Here is an 18,465-nt window from a genome sequence, read left to right on the forward strand (position 1 = left end):
ATCTTACAATTAAAATATCAGGACCGGTCTAATTAAAAGTGTTGCGGTATTTCGTGTGTCGCCTAATTACTTAAGAATTTAAATAATTATGGAAGTTTTACTGCTGATAGATCTTCTGATACTGGAATCTTTTTCATTTCGCCAGCAACGATTTCAGCTAGAGGGCCAAGGATAACTTGTAGGTTGTTTGAACCTAGTTTAACCACACCCATTGCACCTAGAGCTTTTAATGTTTTCTCATCAGCTAAACTACTGTCTTTTAGTGTAAGACGTAGACGAGTGATACAAGCATCAATGTTTTCTAGGTTACCGTGACCACCAAGCGCTTTTAAGTACTGCTTAGCTAACTCACCAGTTTCAGCTGAACCACGTACTGATGATACTTCTTCGTCGTCGTCTTCACGGCCAGGTGTCTTAAGGTTGAACTTAAGAATAACGGTACGGAAGATGAAGTAGTATAGACCGAAGAATACAATACCTTGAAGAATCAACATGTGCCATTGAACAGCTAGCGGGTTACGCGTTGACAAGAATAAGTCAACTAGACCTGCTGAGAAGCCGAAACCTGCAATCCAGTGCATTGATGCTGCGATGTATACAGAGATACCCGTCAGAGCTGCGTGGATAACATAAAGTGGTGGCGCAAGGAACATGAATGCAAATTCTAGTGGCTCAGTAACACCAGTGAAGAATGATGCAAAACCTGCAGCTAGAAGAAGAGAAGCTACACGCTCTTTGTTCTTCGCTTTTGCTGTTTGGTACATAGCAAGTGCAGCACCAGGTAGACCAAACATCATGATAGGGAAGAAACCAGCCTGGTACATACCAGTAATGCCAGGGGTACCTTTACCACTTAAGAAGTTAGGAATATCGTTAATGCCTGCAACATCAAACCAGAATACTGAGTTCAATGCGTGGTGAAGACCAACAGGAATCAATAGACGGTTAAAGAATGCATAGATACCAGCACCGGCAGCGCCTAGACCTTGAATGCTCTCACCAAAATGTACAAGGCCGTTGTAAATTGAAGGCCAAACATACATCAATACGCCTGCGATAAGGATACCAGCAACAGAAGTTAAAATTGGGATCAAACGCTTACCACTGAAGAATGCCAATGCTTTGTGCAATTCTACGTGAGAGAAACGATTGTAGATTTCTGCTGATACGATACCGACAAGGATACCTACGAATTGGTTATTGATTTTGCCAAATGCAGCAGGAACTGCGTTTGCGTCAATACCTTGGATTTGTGCTACGGCACCAGGTGCTAGTAACGTTGTAACAACTAGGAAGCCTACAAAACCAGAAAGTGCTGCTGCACCATCTTTATCTTTAGACATACCGTAAGCAACACCAATTGCAAACAACACTGACATGTTGTCGATAATTGCTGAGCCCGCTTTGATTAAGAATGCCGCCAACGCAGAGTTTGCACCCCAGCCGGTTGGGTCAATCCAGTAACCAATACCCATTAAAATTGCCGCTGCAGGAAGTACTGCAACTGGCACCATTAGTGCTTTACCTACTTTTTGAAAATATCCAAGAATATTCACCCTTAGTTCCCCCTATGGTTTTCTTAGATGCGATAGTGATAGCTTTTTTTTGCCATCTCTTTTTTGTCCTTTGCAGTTTATGAATTTTATTTCGCTCCGCAAATTAAAACATCATCATTTGTGATCTTAATCACCGACCGAAGACAGAACTGAGTGATTTTGCTAGCTCGATCATAAAACTTATTTTATCATTCGAAACAAAGGCGCTATGCCGCTAAGATTTTTCCTGTTTTAACTATCTTCAACGAGGTGTCAACGTGAGACTAATCCCGCTTAATAACGCTAAAGATGTTGGTTTATGGTCTGCTCGCTACATTGCAGATCGCATTAATAAGTTCCAACCAACAGCTGAGCGTCCATTTGTGCTAGGTCTACCTACAGGTGGTACACCACTTCCGACATACCAGCGTTTGATTGAACTATACCAAGCTGGCGAAGTAAGCTTTAAAAACGTCGTAACATTCAACATGGATGAATATGTTGGTATGGCGGCTGATCACCCTGAATCATACCGTAACTTCATGTATAACAACTTCTTTAGCCATGTTGATATGCAAGAGCAAAACATTAACTTACTTGATGGTAATGCCGCAGATCACGAAGCTGAATGTCAACGTTACGAAGACAAAATTAAAACTTACGGCCGCATCAATTTATTCATGGGTGGCGTGGGTAACGACGGCCATATTGCATTCAACGAACCTGCATCATCACTAGCTTCTCGTACTCGTATCAAAACGCTTACGCACGAAACTCGTATTGCAAACTCGCGTTTCTTTGATGGTGATATCAACCAAGTTCCTAAATATTCATTAACTATTGGTGTGGGTACACTACTAGATTCCGAAGAAGTCATGATTCTGATCACCGGTCACAACAAGGCACAAGCACTTGAAGCTGCTGTTGAAGGCTGTGTAAACCACCTGTGGACTGTATCTGCACTACAGCTTCACCCTAAATCAATGATCATTTGTGATGAGCCATCAACTCAAGAGCTTAAAGTGAAAACAGTTAAGTACTTCCAAGAGTTAGAAGCTGAAAATCTGGCACACATCTAATCTAAGAACCGTGTCATTTTTAGGTGCGAAATAACAATTTTGTTTATCGTCACCGAGCATTGAATAAGCGCCGCCACTCTGACGGCGTTTTAATTTCCCCATTGAAATTAAACACAAAAAAGAATAATTGTGGCTATTGATAATACAGTCATGGTTTACAATTCTCTTGTTAGCGATACCTCCTTTCTTTTTAGCTTGTTTTTGCATTTTAGTGACCAATGCCACAGCCCAAGCAAGCATCAACAACGAATTCTTTATTTTTACTCATAAGAAAGTATATTACTGTGTTAATTAATGTATTGAAAAATGCAATACATCAAACAATTTGACACTTATAACCATCCAAATAAATCAAATCAGTGTCGAATATAGGTAGCGCTTTGATAAAGACGATAACGATAATTCATCATCATAATCATCTTCAGGCGATAATTATTAACGCTAATTACGAGCAGAACTAAATTATGACAGGCGGACAAATTGGTAATGTTGATCTGGTCAAGCAGCTAAATAGTGCTGCAGTATACCGACTTATCGACTTGCAGGGCCCTATCTCTCGCATTCAGGTCGCTGATATTAGTCACCTCGCTCCTGCAAGTGTCACTAAAATCACTCGCCAATTACTGGAGCGTGGCTTAATAAAAGAAGTCGCGCAACAAGCATCAACGGGAGGAAGAAGAGCAATATCGCTGACAACAGAATCAGCTGATTTCCACTCGATTGCAGTACGTATTGGCCGAAATTATATTGAAATAACCCTTTATGACCTCAGTGGTAAACATATTACTGGTGCGGCCTACCCATTTTTATATTCTGACCAAGATGTATTAGCCGAAGGCCTCATCAAATATATTCAAGAATTTATTGATAATAATCAGAATGTAATGAAAGAATTGGTCGCATTTGGCGTTATTCTTCCAGGGCTTGTTAACCCAGAAAATGGCACCGTTACTTATATGCCCAATATTAAAGTTCATGATTTTGAACTGGCGCATATTTTGCAAAAAACATTTAACATTATTGCCTTTGTTGGTAATGACGTTCGAGGCTTAGCACTAGCAGAGCACTTCTTTGGTGCCAGTCGCGATTGCAAAGATTCTATCTTAGTTAGCATGCACAATGGTACTGGTGCCGGCATTATCGTTAATGGCCAAGTATTCCTAGGGCAAAACCGTAATGTCGGCGAAATTGGTCATATTCAAATCGATCCTTTGGGCGATAAATGCCAATGTGGTAACTTTGGCTGCTTAGAAACAGTAGCATCTGATCCGGCAGTGATTATGCATGTTCAAGATCTCCTCAATCAAGGCTATCCAAGTAGCTTACAAGTCTTAGAAGAGCTCACCATGCCTGCTATTTGTGATGCTGCCAATAATGGCGATGAACTGGCTATTCAAGCATTACTAAAAGTCGGTCACCACCTTGGTAAAGCATTAGCGATGACAATTAATTTATTCAACCCTCAAAAGATTATTCTGGCGGGTAATATTACTCAAGCACAAGCAATTGTGTTACCAGCAATACGTCGGTGTGTTGAAAACCAATCATTATCTGCTTTTAATCACGATTTACCCATTGTTGCATCAGAGTTATATAACCAACCCACTATTGGTGCTTTTTCAATGATCAAGCGTGCAATGCTTAACGGTGTACTGCTACAACGTTTACTAGAAGATTAAATATCTGCAATAACAATAAATAACAACAAATCACCGTTGTTATTATCAAACTGCCATCATAAAAAAGGGGGATTAATCTCAAATGATTAATCCCCCTAATGCTATTATTGTTCTCAATTATATTTCCGCACACTATCTTGCAAGGATGTAGTCTAAGGTATGGAGTTACTGTATATTAGCGCGGCTTTTCTCGCCGGTTTTATTGCCCTTCGTTGTAAATTACCGCCTCTGGTTGGCTTTTTAGTCGCCGGTTTTACGCTGAATAGTTTTGGTTTTCAACCGACACCAGCACTGACAACGTTAGCCGATCTTGGTGTGACATTATTGTTATTTACCATCGGCTTAAAACTTGACATAAAAACCTTACTTAACAAAGAAGTATGGGGTGGTGCGACAATACATAACCTGCTATCTACAGCTCTGTTTACCCTCTTTCTTTTAGTACTAAAACAATTAGGGCTGACCATGTTTGCTGACATGGCACTCAGTCAATTAATACTGATTGGATTTGCATTGTCATTTTCTAGTACTGTTTTTGCTGTCAAACTACTACAAGATAAAGGCGAACTGAACGCTAAATACGGTACCGTTGCGATTGGTATTCTAGTTATGCAGGATATTTTTGCCGTCCTCTTTCTCACCATATCCAGCGGTAAAATTCCAGAGATTACCGCACTTGGTTTGTTTGCCCTGCCCTTACTACGTCCATTATTATATCGTATCCTTGATAAAGCGGGTCATGGTGAAATATTAGTACTTTATGCTGTGATCCTCGCCCTTGTTGCTGGCGCGGGATTATTTGAAATTGTCGGCATGAAACCAGATTTAGGCGCCTTGATATTAGGTATGTTAATGGCTGGCCACCCTAAAGCATCAGAAATGGCTAAGTCATTATTTAATTTCAAAGAACTTTTACTTGTATGCTTCTTTTTAAATATTGGTCTTGCAGAATCCCCTACCGTAAATGGCATGTTAATGGCACTGGTATTAATGCTATTGTTGCCTCTTAAAGGAATACTGTATTACGCCGTTTTTCATTTATGTCGCTATCGTGTACGCACCTCAATGCTAGCCACATTAACCTTATTTAATTACAGTGAATTCGGCCTTATTGTAGGTGGCGTAGCTTATAAAATGGGACTATTGCCAGGCACTTTCTTAGTCGCAATGGCTATTGCAGTATCTTTATCATTCTTACTAGCAGCACCGCTAAACAGTATGAGTCATAAACTTTATACTGAAGCGGCTAAACGCCTAAAAGAATTTGATCCTGATCGATTAAATTGTAACGACAAACTGATTGATTTAGGGAACGCCAGTATTCTAATCCTTGGCATGGGCCGTATCGGCTCTGGTGCTTATGACGAATTAGAAAGTCGGTACGGTAAACAGATTATTGGTGTTGAAACTCGCAGAGAATCGGTAGAACTACACCGTCGCCAACAACGTAATGTCATTCATGGTGATGCCACCGACCCTGATTTTTGGGAACGAGTCATAAAAAATCACCATATTGAACTTATTTTATTAGCAATGCCAAATGGCCCTGCGAATATCTATGCCTTAGAGCAACTAAAAAGCCGTGATTTCCAAGGAAAAATAGCCGCTATCGCCAAATACAGTGATGAAGAAACACAATTACACCAACAGGGGATTGACGCTGCTTTTAATATTTATAGCGAAGCTGGGAGCGGTTTTGCTCGTGATGTCTGTGATCATCTTCAACCTCAAATATCTTCTATAAAAAGCCCCTAAGTTACGCTTCAAAAGTTAGATATTTCGCAATGAAAAATAAATAATGGCGCGACCATTGTTTATTTTTTTAATTAAAAAACTCCTTCAAAATAGATAATATTCAGAAAAATGTAATTTAAATAAATAATATTCACCACCAACGCTTTATTTAAATGTAATTATAATAAATGGTTGTAATTCGTTAACGAATACGTGATTTTAACAATCAACAAGAAAAGAGATGTGGCATCAACATCAATTATCATAATGATAACTTATTAGCTACATGATACATTTCCATTAATTATGGATAATAAAAATAGAACGTTTGGAGTAGTATTATTATGTGTTCAGTATTCGGTATCCTTGACATCAAGAGCGACTCATCAGTACTTCGTACAACAGCCCTTGAACTATCAAAAAAAATGCGCCACCGCGGCCCTGATTGGTCAGGCATTTATGCCTCAGACAATGCGATTCTAGTGCATGAGCGTTTAGCGATCGTTGACCTTAATAGTGGCGAGCAACCGCTGTACAACACAGATAAAAGTCATGTACTTGCCGTAAATGGTGAAATCTATAACCATAAAGAACTACGCGCTGAATTTGCACCTGACTACCCTTTCCAAACAGAATCTGATTGTGAAATTATTTTAGCGCTTTATAAAGAAAAAGGCCCTGAACTGTTGGATTACCTCAACGGTATCTTTGCTTTTATTCTTTATGATGAGCAAGAAGACGCTTACCTTATTGGCCGTGACCATATTGGTATCATTCCACTTTACCAAGGCTATGATGAGCATGGTAACTTCTATGTTGCATCAGAAATGAAAGCATTAGTGCCGGTTTGTAAAACAATCAGCGAATTTCCTCCAGGTACTTACCTTTGGAGCAAAAAAGGTGAGCCCGTTCGTTACTATAAACGTGACTGGATGGAGTTTGATGCTGTTAAAGATGCAAAAACAGATAAAATGGCACTAACTGATGCACTTGAAAGTGCCGTTAAACGCCAATTAATGACCGATGTGCCTTATGGGGTATTACTGTCCGGTGGTTTAGATTCATCTGTAATATCTGCAATCACCAAAAAATTTGCAGCTAAACGTATTGAAGATGATGAGCAATCACAAGCATGGTGGCCAACTTTACACTCATTTGCGATTGGCCTTGAAGGGGCTCCGGATCTAAAAGCGGCAAAAATTGTAGCAGATGCCATTGGCACCGTTCACCATGAATTAACTTATACCGTTCAAGAAGGTTTAGATGCTATTCGTGATGTGATCTACCACATTGAAACTTATGATGTCACGACGATTCGTGCATCAACGCCAATGTACCTCATGTCACGTAAGATCCGCGCAATGGGAATTAAAATGGTGCTTTCAGGTGAAGGTGCTGATGAAATCTTTGGTGGTTATTTATATTTCCACAAAGCGCCTAACGCCAAAGAATTCCATGAAGAGACAGTACGTAAATTGTTAGCGCTTAACATGTTTGACTGTGCTCGCGCGAACAAATCAATGGCGGCATGGGGCATCGAAGCACGAGTACCATTCTTGGATAAAGAGTTCCTTGATGTTGCAATGCGCATTAATCCTCAAGATAAAATGTGTGGCAACGGAAAAATGGAAAAACACATTATTCGTGAGTGTTTTGAACACTACCTTCCGGAGTCTGTTGCATGGCGTCAAAAAGAGCAGTTTTCAGATGGTGTAGGTTATGGCTGGATTGATAGCCTTAAAGAAGTTGCAGCAGCTAAAGTCACCGACCAACAATTAGCAACAGCAGCATTCCGCTTCCCGTATAACACACCAACAACAAAAGAAGGCTATGTTTACCGTGAAATTTTTGAAGAGCTATTCCCACTAGAAAGCGCAGCAAAATGTGTTCCTGGTGGTCCATCTATTGCTTGTTCTAGTGCTAAAGCAATTGAGTGGGATGAAAGCTTTAAAAATGCAGCAGATCCGTCCGGCCGTGCAATTGCAGCTGTTCATAACCAAGCTTACAAAAAATAAATAAATTTACCGTATAAAAAAACCGCCATCAAAAATGGCGGTTTTTTTTAATTAATAACAAACGCTATTAACGTTCCCAGTAAGCTTCTTCTAGGCTATCTTCACGCTCAGGTAGGCCGCGAGAAAGACGAGGTGAATACTGAGCTAATACTTCATAACTTACACGGTTTGCATACAAACAAACCTGTGAAAATGATGAATAAGTTAGGAAAGAATACTGGTGCTTACTTGAATTTGGCACGTTTTCTTTATGGTAACGGTTAGCAGACATATCGTGTAATAGTGCAGATAACGCACCATCACCAGCACCGTTAGTGTTTTTTATACGCTCAGGACCACCCATATATGGTGCAATATGTGAGTAAACCTTGGTTGGATTTTCACACGTTGCTTTAATCATTGGGCGGCTAAATTCGTAACGGTTAAATTCAGCAATATCACCAGGTAATAGCGGTAACGCAGTTTCGCGTTTAGCTGAATCTTCAGTGTAACCTGCCGTGTATAGACCAACAGGACCAGCAGTACACAAAACAAGATCAACCCACTCTAGTGTTTTATCTGCTGCAACAAGTGGATCTGACTCGCCCGTTAATGCTTCACCTTCGTCTTCATTCATCGCAACCACAGTAACATGATCACGTAAGAAATCACGCCACCACTGTGGATCATCTTGAATAACGAATTTAGTACCCAGTGTTAATACAACAGGCACATCATATTTCTTAGCGTATTCAATCGCTTGCATTGTTGCCGCCGGCATTGGATCACCAGGCTTACAACGAACAAGATAAGCAGTTAGTACTAGAGCTGATGCATTTTCAAATACGCACTCAGGAATACTCTCAGGCTTCAGTTGGTTCATTCGACCTTCGTTAATTGCGAAGGTACGCTCACCATCTTTAGAAATAAGCGCAAAACAACGGCCAATAGGACCATCTACAGGCTGTAGATAGTTCATATCCATACGGCTTGAGGTATTACAAAGATAACGGTAAGCATAACTACCAATTTCAATGTCTTTACTCATTACGCCTAGTAATACAGATTTATCATCAGCTAATACAGAGTAATTATGTAAAGTGTTACCAATCGTACCGCCTGCGAACTCATGAGTCACAAGATTATTTTCTTTCAACTCATGGTATAGCGCTTCAGCTTTTTCATCAGTAATAACTAATGAATGGCCTTTACTTAGCTCATAACGTTCCAGAAACTCATCATCAACGTAGGCTTCAATATCAACCAATGTTTGATCGATACCCACAACATGAGTACGTGTTAAACGCTTCTCTATCTTCGTTTGACTTAGAAGTGGATCGCGAGCATGTACGGGAAAATAATGCTTAGATTTTCGTTGGCCTGGAAATTTCATGTCAATGGGCTGTCAAGTTGTAAATTTTGCGAATTCTATCACAGAATTTAGTACATAAAAGCAAAAGCTATCATAGGTTTTACGAATAATAGCCATAAACAACAACGCAAACGTTATCGTCATGGGAATAGTTTTCCTGTTGCTATTGGCATTACCATCCTTGTGTATGCTGCTTAACCAAGCTTTCCATCATTGCTATATGAGCGGGATCATCATTTAAGCATGGGATCAAATTAAACTCTTTGCCACCAGCCTCAATAAATACTTCTTTACACTGTTCTGCAATTTCTTCTAATGTTTCCAAACAATCAACAGAAAAAGCCGGACACATTACGTCTAATCGTTTAATGCCTTTTTCTGCTAATGATCGAATTGTCGCTTCAGTATACGGTTTTAGCCACTCTTCACGTCCAAAAATAGATTGATAGCTCATGCTCATTTTTTCTCGCGCCATATCAAGCGACTGAGCAAGTAACGCCGTTGTTTGATGGCAGTGTTCTGGATATGGATCACCATTATCGGCATAACGTTGAGGTATACCATGATAAGAACATAATAAATAATCAGGCTGCCCCTTTTCTGCCCAAAATGCTGTAACAGATTGAGACAACGCAGCAATATAATCAGGGTGATCATAATAATGATTCACAAATCGTAATTCGGGTAATTCAGGCACAGTTTTTAACTCTTTCGCAATACGATCAAAAACAGCAGCCGTCGTCGTCGCTGAATATTGAGGATATAGCGGCAATACTAGAATTTGCTGACATCCCTGTTGTTTTAATTGCTGCAAGCCTGATTGAATACTTGGCTCACCATAAGTCATGCCTAATGCAACCGGAACATTAAGTGTTTGCTGCAAGGCTTGTTGCTGACGATGTGAGTACACCATTAGCGGTGATCCATCATCCATCCACACTGATTGGTATAATTTAGCCACTTTAGGGGAGCGAATAGGTAAAATAATGCCATGCAAAATAGGACACCATAGCCAACGCGTCATATCCACCACTCGCTTGTCGTGTAAAAACTCGGCTAAAAACTGCTTCACGCCAGCGGTTGTTGGTGTAGCAGGAGTACCAAGATTAACCAGTAATACCCCATAGTTATTATTTATTGTCATCGGTATTTATCCTTTATCTTTACTCTATTTATTCCCGTCGCTGAAAATACGTTATTTCCAGCCTCAAACACATACATTTCAGCAACAAAAAATACTCAATCTTGTTATAACATCTTATAACACCTCTATATTAAAACCAAAAAAAACGAGCATTACCAATTGGTAAGCCCGTTTATTTACATCGTCATTAGCTATTATAAATATTAGCTAATCAACAATATTATTTATGCTAGTGCTTTCTCAAGCTGTGCACTTACTTCAGCAACAGGTAAAGTACCATCGAATTTAAGGTATTTAGTGTTACCAGCCGCAGCTTCTTTACCGTAGTATTCGATAAGTGGTGCAGTTTGAGTGTGGTATACGTTTAGACGTGCGCGAACAGTTTCTTCTTTGTCATCTTCACGAATAACAAGATCTTCACCTGTTACGTCATCTTTACCTTCAACCTTTGGTGGGTTGTAAACAGCATGGTAAGTACGACCTGAAGCAAGGTGAGCACGACGACCCGCCATACGCTCAACGATCACATCATCAGCAACGTCAAATTCAATAACGTAATCTACAACAACGCCATTTTCTTTAAGACCATCAGCTTGAGGAATTGTGCGAGGGAAACCATCAAGTAGGAAACCTTTTGCACAATCTTCTGCAGTGATACGCTCTTTAACAAGACCAAGGATGATATCGTCAGATACAAGTTGACCTGCATCGATCACTGATTTTGCTTGCTTACCTAGTTCAGTGCCAGCTTTGATTGCTGCACGTAACATGTCACCAGTAGAAATTTGAGGAATACCAAATTTTTCCATGATGAATTGAGCTTGAGTACCTTTACCTGCACCTGGAGCGCCCAGAAGGATAATGCGCATTGTGTTCCCCTTTAAAATAGAGTGGAGATTTGCAAAAAAATGAAAATACACTGATTAACGCTCAGTCGCAAGCTTGGTACTATGACCAAGCTGCGATTGAAGGATTTATCAGAATAGTCTGTGATTTTGATTGGTTAATTGATTATTTAACCAACAATTTGTTTACGGCAGCTAAGAACTGTGAAGGATCGTCCATGGTGCCACGTTCAGCAAGCATTGCTTCACCAAACAAGAACTCAACCCAACGGCCAAAGACTTCTTCGTCAGCTTCATCTGCCATTTGCTTCACTAGGCTATGCTCTGGGTTTAACTCAAAGATGTACTGTACTTCTGGTGCTTCATGGCCAGCTGCTGCAAGCAATTTCGCCATTTGAGTACCCATTTCGTTTTCATCTGTCACCATGACAGCTGGCGTATCGTGCAGTTTAAACGTTGGACGAACTTCTTTCACACGCTCACCTAAGTAAGCTTTAGTGCGCTCTGTTACTGATGTGAATTCTTTTTCTGTCTCTTTTTGCTTTTCTTTTTCTTCAGCGTTATCAAATGAAGACAAATCAAGATCAGACTTCGTGATTGCTTGGAATTTCTTACCTTCAAATTCAGGTAAGTGCCCCATTAGGTATTCATCAATACGATCGTACATCAAAATAACTTCTAACCCTTTCGCGCGGAATTGCTCAAGGTGCGGGCTGTGCTTCGCTGCGTTGAAATTATCAGCAGTTAGATAATAAATCTTATCCTGACCGTCTTTCATGCGACCAAGATAATCAGCTAATGAAACCGTCTGCTCAGTTGTGTCATTCTCTGTTGATGAGAAACGCAGTAACGTTGCAATTTTATCACGGTTGCTAAAGTCTTCAGCCAAGCCCTCTTTTAGTACCTGACCAAACTCTTTCCAGAATGATTGATATTGCTCTGGCTCGTTTTTCGCCATGCGCTCAAGCATTTGTAACACACGTTTAGTACATGCTTTGCGAAGAGCTTGAGTCACTTTATTGTCTTGTAAAATTTCACGAGACACGTTCAGTGGTAAATCATTTGAATCAATTAAGCCACGAACAAAGCGTAAGTACGTTGGCATAAACTGCTGTGCATCATCCATAACGAATACACGCTGTACATACAATTTAAGGCCGTGTTGACCATCGCGATTATTAAGATCCCACGGTGCTTTTGAAGGAATGTATAACAAGCTAGTGTAATCTTGCTTACCTTCAACGCGGTTATGGCTCCACGCTAATGGCTCGGCATAATCATGCGCTACATGGTTGTAAAATTCTTTATATTCTTCATCGCTGATATCAGACTTACTACGCGTCCAAAGTGCTTGTGCTTTGTTAATTTGATCCCATTTAGTACCGGTAACCTTGCCTTCTTCATCTTGTTCTTCTGTTTGAATAAAGACAGGAATACCAATGTGATCAGAATATTTACCAACGATTTCACGTAAACGATGCTCATCTAAGAACTCTTGTTCATCAGCACGTAAATGTAAAATAATATCAGTACCGCGCGTTGCTTTAGTGATGGTTTCGATACTGTAATCACCTTCACCCGCAGATGTCCAGCTCACACCTTCGTCAGCTGTCACTTCAGCACTGCGAGTATTAACGATGACATTATCAGCAACAATAAATGCAGAATAGAAACCCACACCAAATTGACCAATTAATTGAGAATCTTTGGTTTCATCTTCATTTAACTGGGCAAAGAATTCTTTAGTGCCAGATTTAGCAATAGTACCTAAATGTTCAATTGCTTGTTCACGCGTCATACCAATACCATTATCACTAATGGTTAATGTACCCGCATCCTTGTTAACTGACAGTTTTACACATAAATCTGCATCGTTACCGTAAAGCTCAGTTTGAGACAAAGCTTTAAAACGTAATTTATCCGCAGCATCTGATGCATTTGAAATCAATTCACGTAAAAAAATCTCTTTATTAGAATAAAGAGAATGAATCATTAAATGCAGTAGTTGTTTTACTTCTGATTGGAAGCCTCGTGTTTCCTTTTGATTATCAACTGTTTGATCGCTCATTTCGACTCCAAAAAAATTTATGAGTAGTATATAAAGATAAATATGGTCAAACTGTATGATTTCAACCTAAAATAACATGTTTTTTATTTTTATATTTTTTGAGTAACGGTTTTATATTTTTAGATTCAGATAGTATTCAGATAAAACATATAATAATACTGTTTATATAAAACCCTTGGCAAGGCTAAACCAATGACAACAAATGCAACTAAGTATTTGATTGGAAATCGTTTTATTTTCGATCCAAATGACAACAGCTTAATAGATAAATGTGATAATAATGAATTAACTCGACTAGGCAGCAATGAAAGTCGAGCTTTAAGTTTGCTCATTGAAGATCCTAGCCTAATTATTACTCGCCAACGGATCCATGATTATGTGTGGCGAGAACAGGGGTTTGAAGTCGATGATTCAAGCCTAACCCAAGCAATTTCAACCTTACGTAAGGCATTAAAAGACTCAACTAAATCGCCAGAATTTGTAAAAACAGTACCTAAACGTGGCTATCAAATGATTGCCAGTGTGGAAGGTTATGTCTGTCTAAAACCGCCCTTAGAGCCTGAAACGGATATCGATGAGCCTGCGTTACTTTCTACGCCACCGGAGTTTGAACCCATTCTGTCTGCTCCTCGAAAAGAATCGTATAACAGCACATCGACAGCAACACATGATGAAGCGTTAACTGAAAATAAATCAACATTGATCTCATGGAAAGGTTGGTTAGCATTAGCGATTGCTTTTGTTCTACCGATCATTGTAAACATCAGCATGCCACCAAAATCTGTTGCATTTACACCTTTATTTGATGTTGATGGGGTAACTATTTATGCCTCTAAAAATAACACTGAAATCAAACAATGGCAGGATTTGATCAAGACGTGTGTTAACAGCTACATTCAATATCACAACAATGCTGATATGAAACCGTCTGAGGTTATCGTCACGGGTGGTCAAAATAATCAACTGTATTTAAACTATTTACATAACAGTAAGCAGCCAGCCGAAAATGTTACATTGCGTTTACTGACAAGCGGTAAGGATAACTCAAATTTATGTCGCTAACAGCCTCTAACCAAATCCCCCGTCTGTTACACAGATACTGGCCTTTTATGATTTTGGTTAGTTCGATTATTCTGTGTTCATGGGTATATTTTTCAACGGACTACAAGCAACAACAATTGTTGATGTCGCGTGAATGGCAAAGCACGACGGTTAGTCAAATAGAATCATTACCACAATCTTCACTGCAAGAATTACGCAAAGTAAAACAAAGCAGTAACATGGTATTTTTACCTAATCACACTTATTCACGGATCACGATCCTTGAATTACACAGTGATGAACCACAGCCATTAACGATTCATATTTCAGAATCAGGTCGATGGGATGTTAGCGGCGGTTATTTATTAACAGAACCACTAGAATTTAAAGATATTACTTCTGGTTCAAACCATGATTTCGATAGTAAACAGTTAAATATCATTAGAGATATCTTTAGAATGAATGCCCAAGAAAGTCGTCGTATTGACATTATCAACAAGCATACATTATTACTGACAAGTCTCACTCATGGCTCTAAAGTGTTGTATTCAACCAAATAACACGACTAACGTATACTAGCCACATAAATTACAAACAATAAAAAACCGCGCTCAAAGAACGCGGTTTTTTTATTGCAATAATAACCTTGGCTACAATCGCTGCCGTCCAGCAAGAGAATGAGATAGCGTAGTACCATCAACCAACTCTAACTCGCCACCGACAGGTACGCCGTGAGCAATTCGACTCGCAGGCACATCATATTCATGACAAAGTTCAGCAATATAATGGGCTGTAGCCTCGCCTTCAACCGTTGGATTGGTGGCTAAAATCAATTCATTAATTGCTTCTTTTTGTAGACGAAACTCTAGCGTATCAAGACCAATATCGGCCGGACCAACACCGTCAAGCGGTGATAAATGGCCCATTAATACAAAATAACGTCCTGAAAATTGACCGGTTGCTTCTACTGCCACAATATCTGCGGGGCTTTCAACCACACAAATAATGCCGTTCTCTTGACGCCGAGGATTATCACAAATTGCACAAACATCATCTTCGGTAAACGTACGACAATCACGACAATGACCAATTTCTGTCATCGCTTGATTTAACGCATCAGCGAGCTGTAGGCCCCCTTGACGATTTCGTTGTAGCAAATTAAAAGCCATTCGCTGTGCTGACTTAGGACCAACCCCAGGTAAGCAGCGTAAGGCTTCCATCAAATGCTCCAGTAAGTGACTGGTTCGCATTGATTAAAACGGTAGCTTAAAGCCAGCAGGTAAATTCATACCGCCGGTAACACCTGCCATTTTTTCTTTTTGTGTTTCTTCGATACGACGTGCTGCATCATTGAATGCCGCAGCAATCAAGTCTTCAAGCATATCTTTATCATCTTCCATTAGACTTTCATCAATTTCAACACGACGTACGCTGTGGCTACCAGTGATAGTTACTTTAACAAGGCCAGCACCAGATTCACCAGTAACTTCCATGTTTGCAACTTCTTCTTGCATCTTTTGCATGCGCTCTTGCATTTGTTGCGCTTGCTTCATCATGTTGCCCATACCGCCTTTACCAAACATATCTCTTCTCTCTCTATCGGGTCGGGTTAAAAATTTTAAACAGGTCTAATACTTTCTTCATCCAGTTGTGCAGCAAAACGCTGACAAATGAAATTAACATTAGGATCGTTAGCTAAGCTGTCTTTCGCTTGTAACAATTTTTGTTGATACAAACTTTCACGTAACTCAAGCGGTGTCTGGCCTTGTTCGCCCAAGACAATCGACAATTGTACAGATGTTTGTAACACCTCATTCAAGGCGCTATTTAATTGTGCCGTCGCGCGATCAGCTTGTAAGTGTTTCTGAGCTGAACGTAAAAATAATGTAATGTGATCATCTACACGTTCAAAAGCCGAGTTCAATGCTAATTGTTGAATCAATTTTGGCACATCAAGCTGAGTCACTAACTGTGACCAACTATCCTGATTTGCAGCTTCATTGACAAGTAATTTCGCCATCTCTGGCGTTTTTTCATGTTCTAAAGCGCGCTTCAATACTCGTGGCGTCAGTTCAAGCTTAACATCTTCGACTGACTCAGGCTTTGCCATCGGTTTCCAACGATATTCATCATCTTCAGCAACATTATTCGTCGCTATCGACGCCGGCATCGCATGAGATTTCATTGCTGGCATCGTCGTTTGCTTACTCGCAATCCGATCCATCACTGAAGTTGCGACCTTTTTAGCTGGCGTCGTTAAATCCTTTTTTGGCAATGTGCTTGCTGTTTGGCCATCTTGGCTTCGTTTAGTCTGACTGCGTAACTGGTTACGTGCGGCTAATAATCCAGACGCAGCCGAGGGTCGAGCAGGCATTGTATCTGTTGATGGTTGCATTGTCGGTTGTGGCTGTTGTTGTACCATTGGTTGTGGCTGTTGCTGCACTGCTGGTTGCGATTGTAAATGTGGCGCAGGCGCAACGACAGGAGCTTCAGGCATCGGTGTAGGAACAGCAGGTACTACCGGCTGAGATTCTAAAACAGGTGCGACTGCTGATTGAACATTGCTCGTTGCTGGTGTTTGCATTTGCGCTTTTAGTGCCTGCACTCGTGAGACACCACTAACAGCGGTTGGTGACGCTAACGGTGCTGGCTGGCTACTTGGCACAACGATCGCCTGAGGCGTAATACTGCCACCACTGACGGGACGGAACGCAAGCATTCGCAATAACACCATCTCTAAGCCAGTACGGCCATCTGGTGCAAACGATAGATCTTGACGCCCTTGTAAGCAAATTTGATAACACAATTGCACATCTTGTGGTGACATCAATTGGCTAAGAAGATTAATTCTTTCAGCATCAGGGAGACTTTCATCTAAGCTTGCAGGTAATGCTTGGAACATCGCAACACGGTGCAATTGTGCCGATAATTCACGTAATAGACTGTCCCACTCAATGCCAATTGACGCTAACTGCTGCAGACTTGCCATTGCGGTATTAGCATCCGTTGTAGCTACCGCTTCAAGTAGTGACAACGCTTGATCAGTATCTAAAGTACCGAGCATTGCCGCAACAGTTTCAGCACTGACATTACCATTACCTAATGCAATCGCTTGATCGGTCAAACTCAATGCATCACGCATACTGCCTTCAGCAGCACGAGCTAATAGCGCCAATGCACGCGCTTCATACTCAACTTTTTCTTCGGTTAAAACTTTGTCGAGTTGGGCATGTATCTGTTGGTGATCAAGATGTTTTAAATGAAACTGCAAGCAACGTGATAAAATTGTTACTGGTAATTTTTGTGGATCAGTCGTCGCCAGAATAAATTTCACATATTCTGGTGGTTCTTCTAATGTCTTTAGTAACGCATTAAAACTGTGACGTGAAAGCATGTGCACTTCGTCAATCAGATAAACTTTAAAGCGGCCACGTGCAGGTTTATACTGCACGTTATCCAACAATTCACGTGTATCTTCAACTTTCGTGCGTGATGCAGCATCAATTTCTAACAGATCAACAAACCGTCCTTCATCAATTTCACGACAGGTTGTACATTTACCACAAGGCGTTGCTGTGATGCCTTGCTCACAATTTAGCCCTTTTGCAAAAATACGTGCAATCGTCGTTTTACCTACTCCACGCGTACCACTAAAAAGATAAGCGTGGTGAAGCCGATTTTGCTCTAAGGCATTACCTAGTGCAGTTAATACATGTGATTGTCCAACCACATCTGCAAACTGGTAGGGACGCCATTTTCGGGCCAGAACCTGATAACTCATTTATAAATAACCTTAATCAATCTGGACTGCATCTGGTGTAACGAAATTCGCCACTCTTTCTTTTATTCTCGCCATCATAGCTATAATGATAGTAACCGATATCAATCATTATAAAACAAAGAAAATAAACGAAATAGTAATGAGGTATGTAAAACATTGAATTCAACATCCATGCTAGCATAGTGCTGTTTAG

15 protein-coding genes are annotated in these 18,465 nt (G+C 40.3%); 6 read left to right on the forward strand and 9 right to left on the reverse strand.

The window, feature by feature from the left end; genetic code table 11:
* Positions 1 to 86 precede the first annotated feature (86 nt).
* A complete protein-coding gene (gene nagE / locus VXS03_RS02200; protein ID WP_327761740.1) occupies positions 87 to 1,556 on the reverse strand; it encodes an N-acetylglucosamine-specific PTS transporter subunit IIBC in 1,470 nt (489 codons plus the stop codon).
* 257 nt (positions 1,557 to 1,813) lie between these two features.
* Here nagE and nagB point away from each other — a divergent pair, with 257 nt between their 5' ends.
* Positions 1,814 to 2,614 carry a glucosamine-6-phosphate deaminase gene (nagB, locus tag VXS03_RS02205; protein ID WP_327761741.1) on the forward strand — a complete coding sequence of 267 codons (801 nt, stop codon included), beginning with the start codon at positions 1,814 to 1,816 and terminating at the stop codon, positions 2,612 to 2,614.
* On the opposite strand, the gene VXS03_RS02210 is transcribed toward nagB, so the two are convergent.
* Positions 2,585 to 2,854, reverse strand: coding sequence for a hypothetical protein (locus VXS03_RS02210; protein WP_327761742.1), 270 nt, complete (start codon positions 2,852 to 2,854; stop codon positions 2,585 to 2,587). The genes nagB and VXS03_RS02210 overlap by 30 nt on opposite strands.
* Positions 2,855 to 3,078: 224 nt before the next feature.
* Here VXS03_RS02210 and nagC point away from each other — a divergent pair, with 224 nt between their 5' ends.
* The 3 genes from nagC (at position 3,079) to asnB (ending at position 8,042) form a co-directional block, all read left to right on the forward strand.
* Entirely contained in the window at positions 3,079 to 4,293 is a 1,215-nt protein-coding gene (nagC, locus tag VXS03_RS02215; protein WP_327761743.1) for a DNA-binding transcriptional regulator NagC, read from the forward strand.
* A 159-nt stretch (positions 4,294 to 4,452) separates the two neighbouring features.
* Positions 4,453 to 6,048 carry a cation:proton antiporter family protein gene (locus VXS03_RS02220; RefSeq protein WP_327761744.1) on the forward strand — a complete coding sequence of 532 codons (1,596 nt, stop codon included), beginning with the start codon at positions 4,453 to 4,455 and terminating at the stop codon, positions 6,046 to 6,048.
* 323 nt (positions 6,049 to 6,371) lie between these two features.
* Positions 6,372 to 8,042: an asparagine synthase B gene (gene asnB, locus VXS03_RS02225; RefSeq protein ID WP_327761745.1), complete on the forward strand. Its 1,671-nt coding sequence runs from the start codon at positions 6,372 to 6,374 to the stop codon at positions 8,040 to 8,042.
* A gap of 67 nt (positions 8,043 to 8,109) precedes the next feature.
* On the opposite strand, the gene VXS03_RS02230 is transcribed toward asnB, so the two are convergent.
* The 4 genes from VXS03_RS02230 to htpG all read right to left on the reverse strand — a co-directional run bounded on the left by VXS03_RS02230 (position 8,110) and on the right by htpG (position 13,450).
* Positions 8,110 to 9,414, reverse strand: coding sequence for an inosine/guanosine kinase (locus VXS03_RS02230; protein ID WP_327761747.1), 1,305 nt, complete (start codon positions 9,412 to 9,414; stop codon positions 8,110 to 8,112).
* 151 nt (positions 9,415 to 9,565) lie between these two features.
* A complete protein-coding gene (hemH, locus tag VXS03_RS02235) occupies positions 9,566 to 10,537 on the reverse strand; it encodes a ferrochelatase (protein WP_327761748.1) in 972 nt (323 codons plus the stop codon).
* A gap of 224 nt (positions 10,538 to 10,761) precedes the next feature.
* A complete protein-coding gene (adk, locus tag VXS03_RS02240) occupies positions 10,762 to 11,406 on the reverse strand; it encodes an adenylate kinase (RefSeq protein ID WP_060997002.1) in 645 nt (214 codons plus the stop codon).
* A gap of 142 nt (positions 11,407 to 11,548) precedes the next feature.
* A complete protein-coding gene (gene htpG / locus VXS03_RS02245; protein WP_327761749.1) occupies positions 11,549 to 13,450 on the reverse strand; it encodes a molecular chaperone HtpG in 1,902 nt (633 codons plus the stop codon).
* 192 nt (positions 13,451 to 13,642) lie between these two features.
* Here htpG and VXS03_RS02250 point away from each other — a divergent pair, with 192 nt between their 5' ends.
* Positions 13,643 to 14,512, forward strand: a complete 870-nt coding sequence (locus VXS03_RS02250; RefSeq protein WP_327761750.1) for a transcriptional regulator — start codon at positions 13,643 to 13,645, stop codon at positions 14,510 to 14,512.
* A 47-nt stretch (positions 14,513 to 14,559) separates the two neighbouring features.
* A complete protein-coding gene (locus VXS03_RS02255) occupies positions 14,560 to 15,051 on the forward strand; it encodes a regulatory protein ToxS (RefSeq protein ID WP_327761751.1) in 492 nt (163 codons plus the stop codon).
* Between the two features lie 90 nt (positions 15,052 to 15,141).
* On the opposite strand, the gene recR is transcribed toward VXS03_RS02255, so the two are convergent.
* From recR to dnaX, 3 genes are read right to left on the reverse strand one after another with little or no spacing between them, the layout of a single operon-like run.
* Complete coding sequence (gene recR, locus VXS03_RS02260; RefSeq protein ID WP_327761752.1) at positions 15,142 to 15,741, reverse strand: recombination mediator RecR; 600 nt, start codon at positions 15,739 to 15,741, stop codon at positions 15,142 to 15,144.
* Between the two features lie 3 nt (positions 15,742 to 15,744).
* A complete protein-coding gene (locus VXS03_RS02265; RefSeq protein WP_045041700.1) occupies positions 15,745 to 16,074 on the reverse strand; it encodes a YbaB/EbfC family nucleoid-associated protein in 330 nt (109 codons plus the stop codon).
* A 35-nt stretch (positions 16,075 to 16,109) separates the two neighbouring features.
* Positions 16,110 to 18,272, reverse strand: coding sequence for a DNA polymerase III subunit gamma/tau (dnaX, locus tag VXS03_RS02270; RefSeq protein ID WP_327761753.1), 2,163 nt, complete (start codon positions 18,270 to 18,272; stop codon positions 16,110 to 16,112).
* Positions 18,273 to 18,465: the final 193 nt, after the last annotated feature.

It is taken from the genome of Photobacterium sp. S4TG1, assembly GCF_036040035.1.
Lineage (GTDB): Bacteria > Pseudomonadota > Gammaproteobacteria > Enterobacterales > Vibrionaceae > Photobacterium.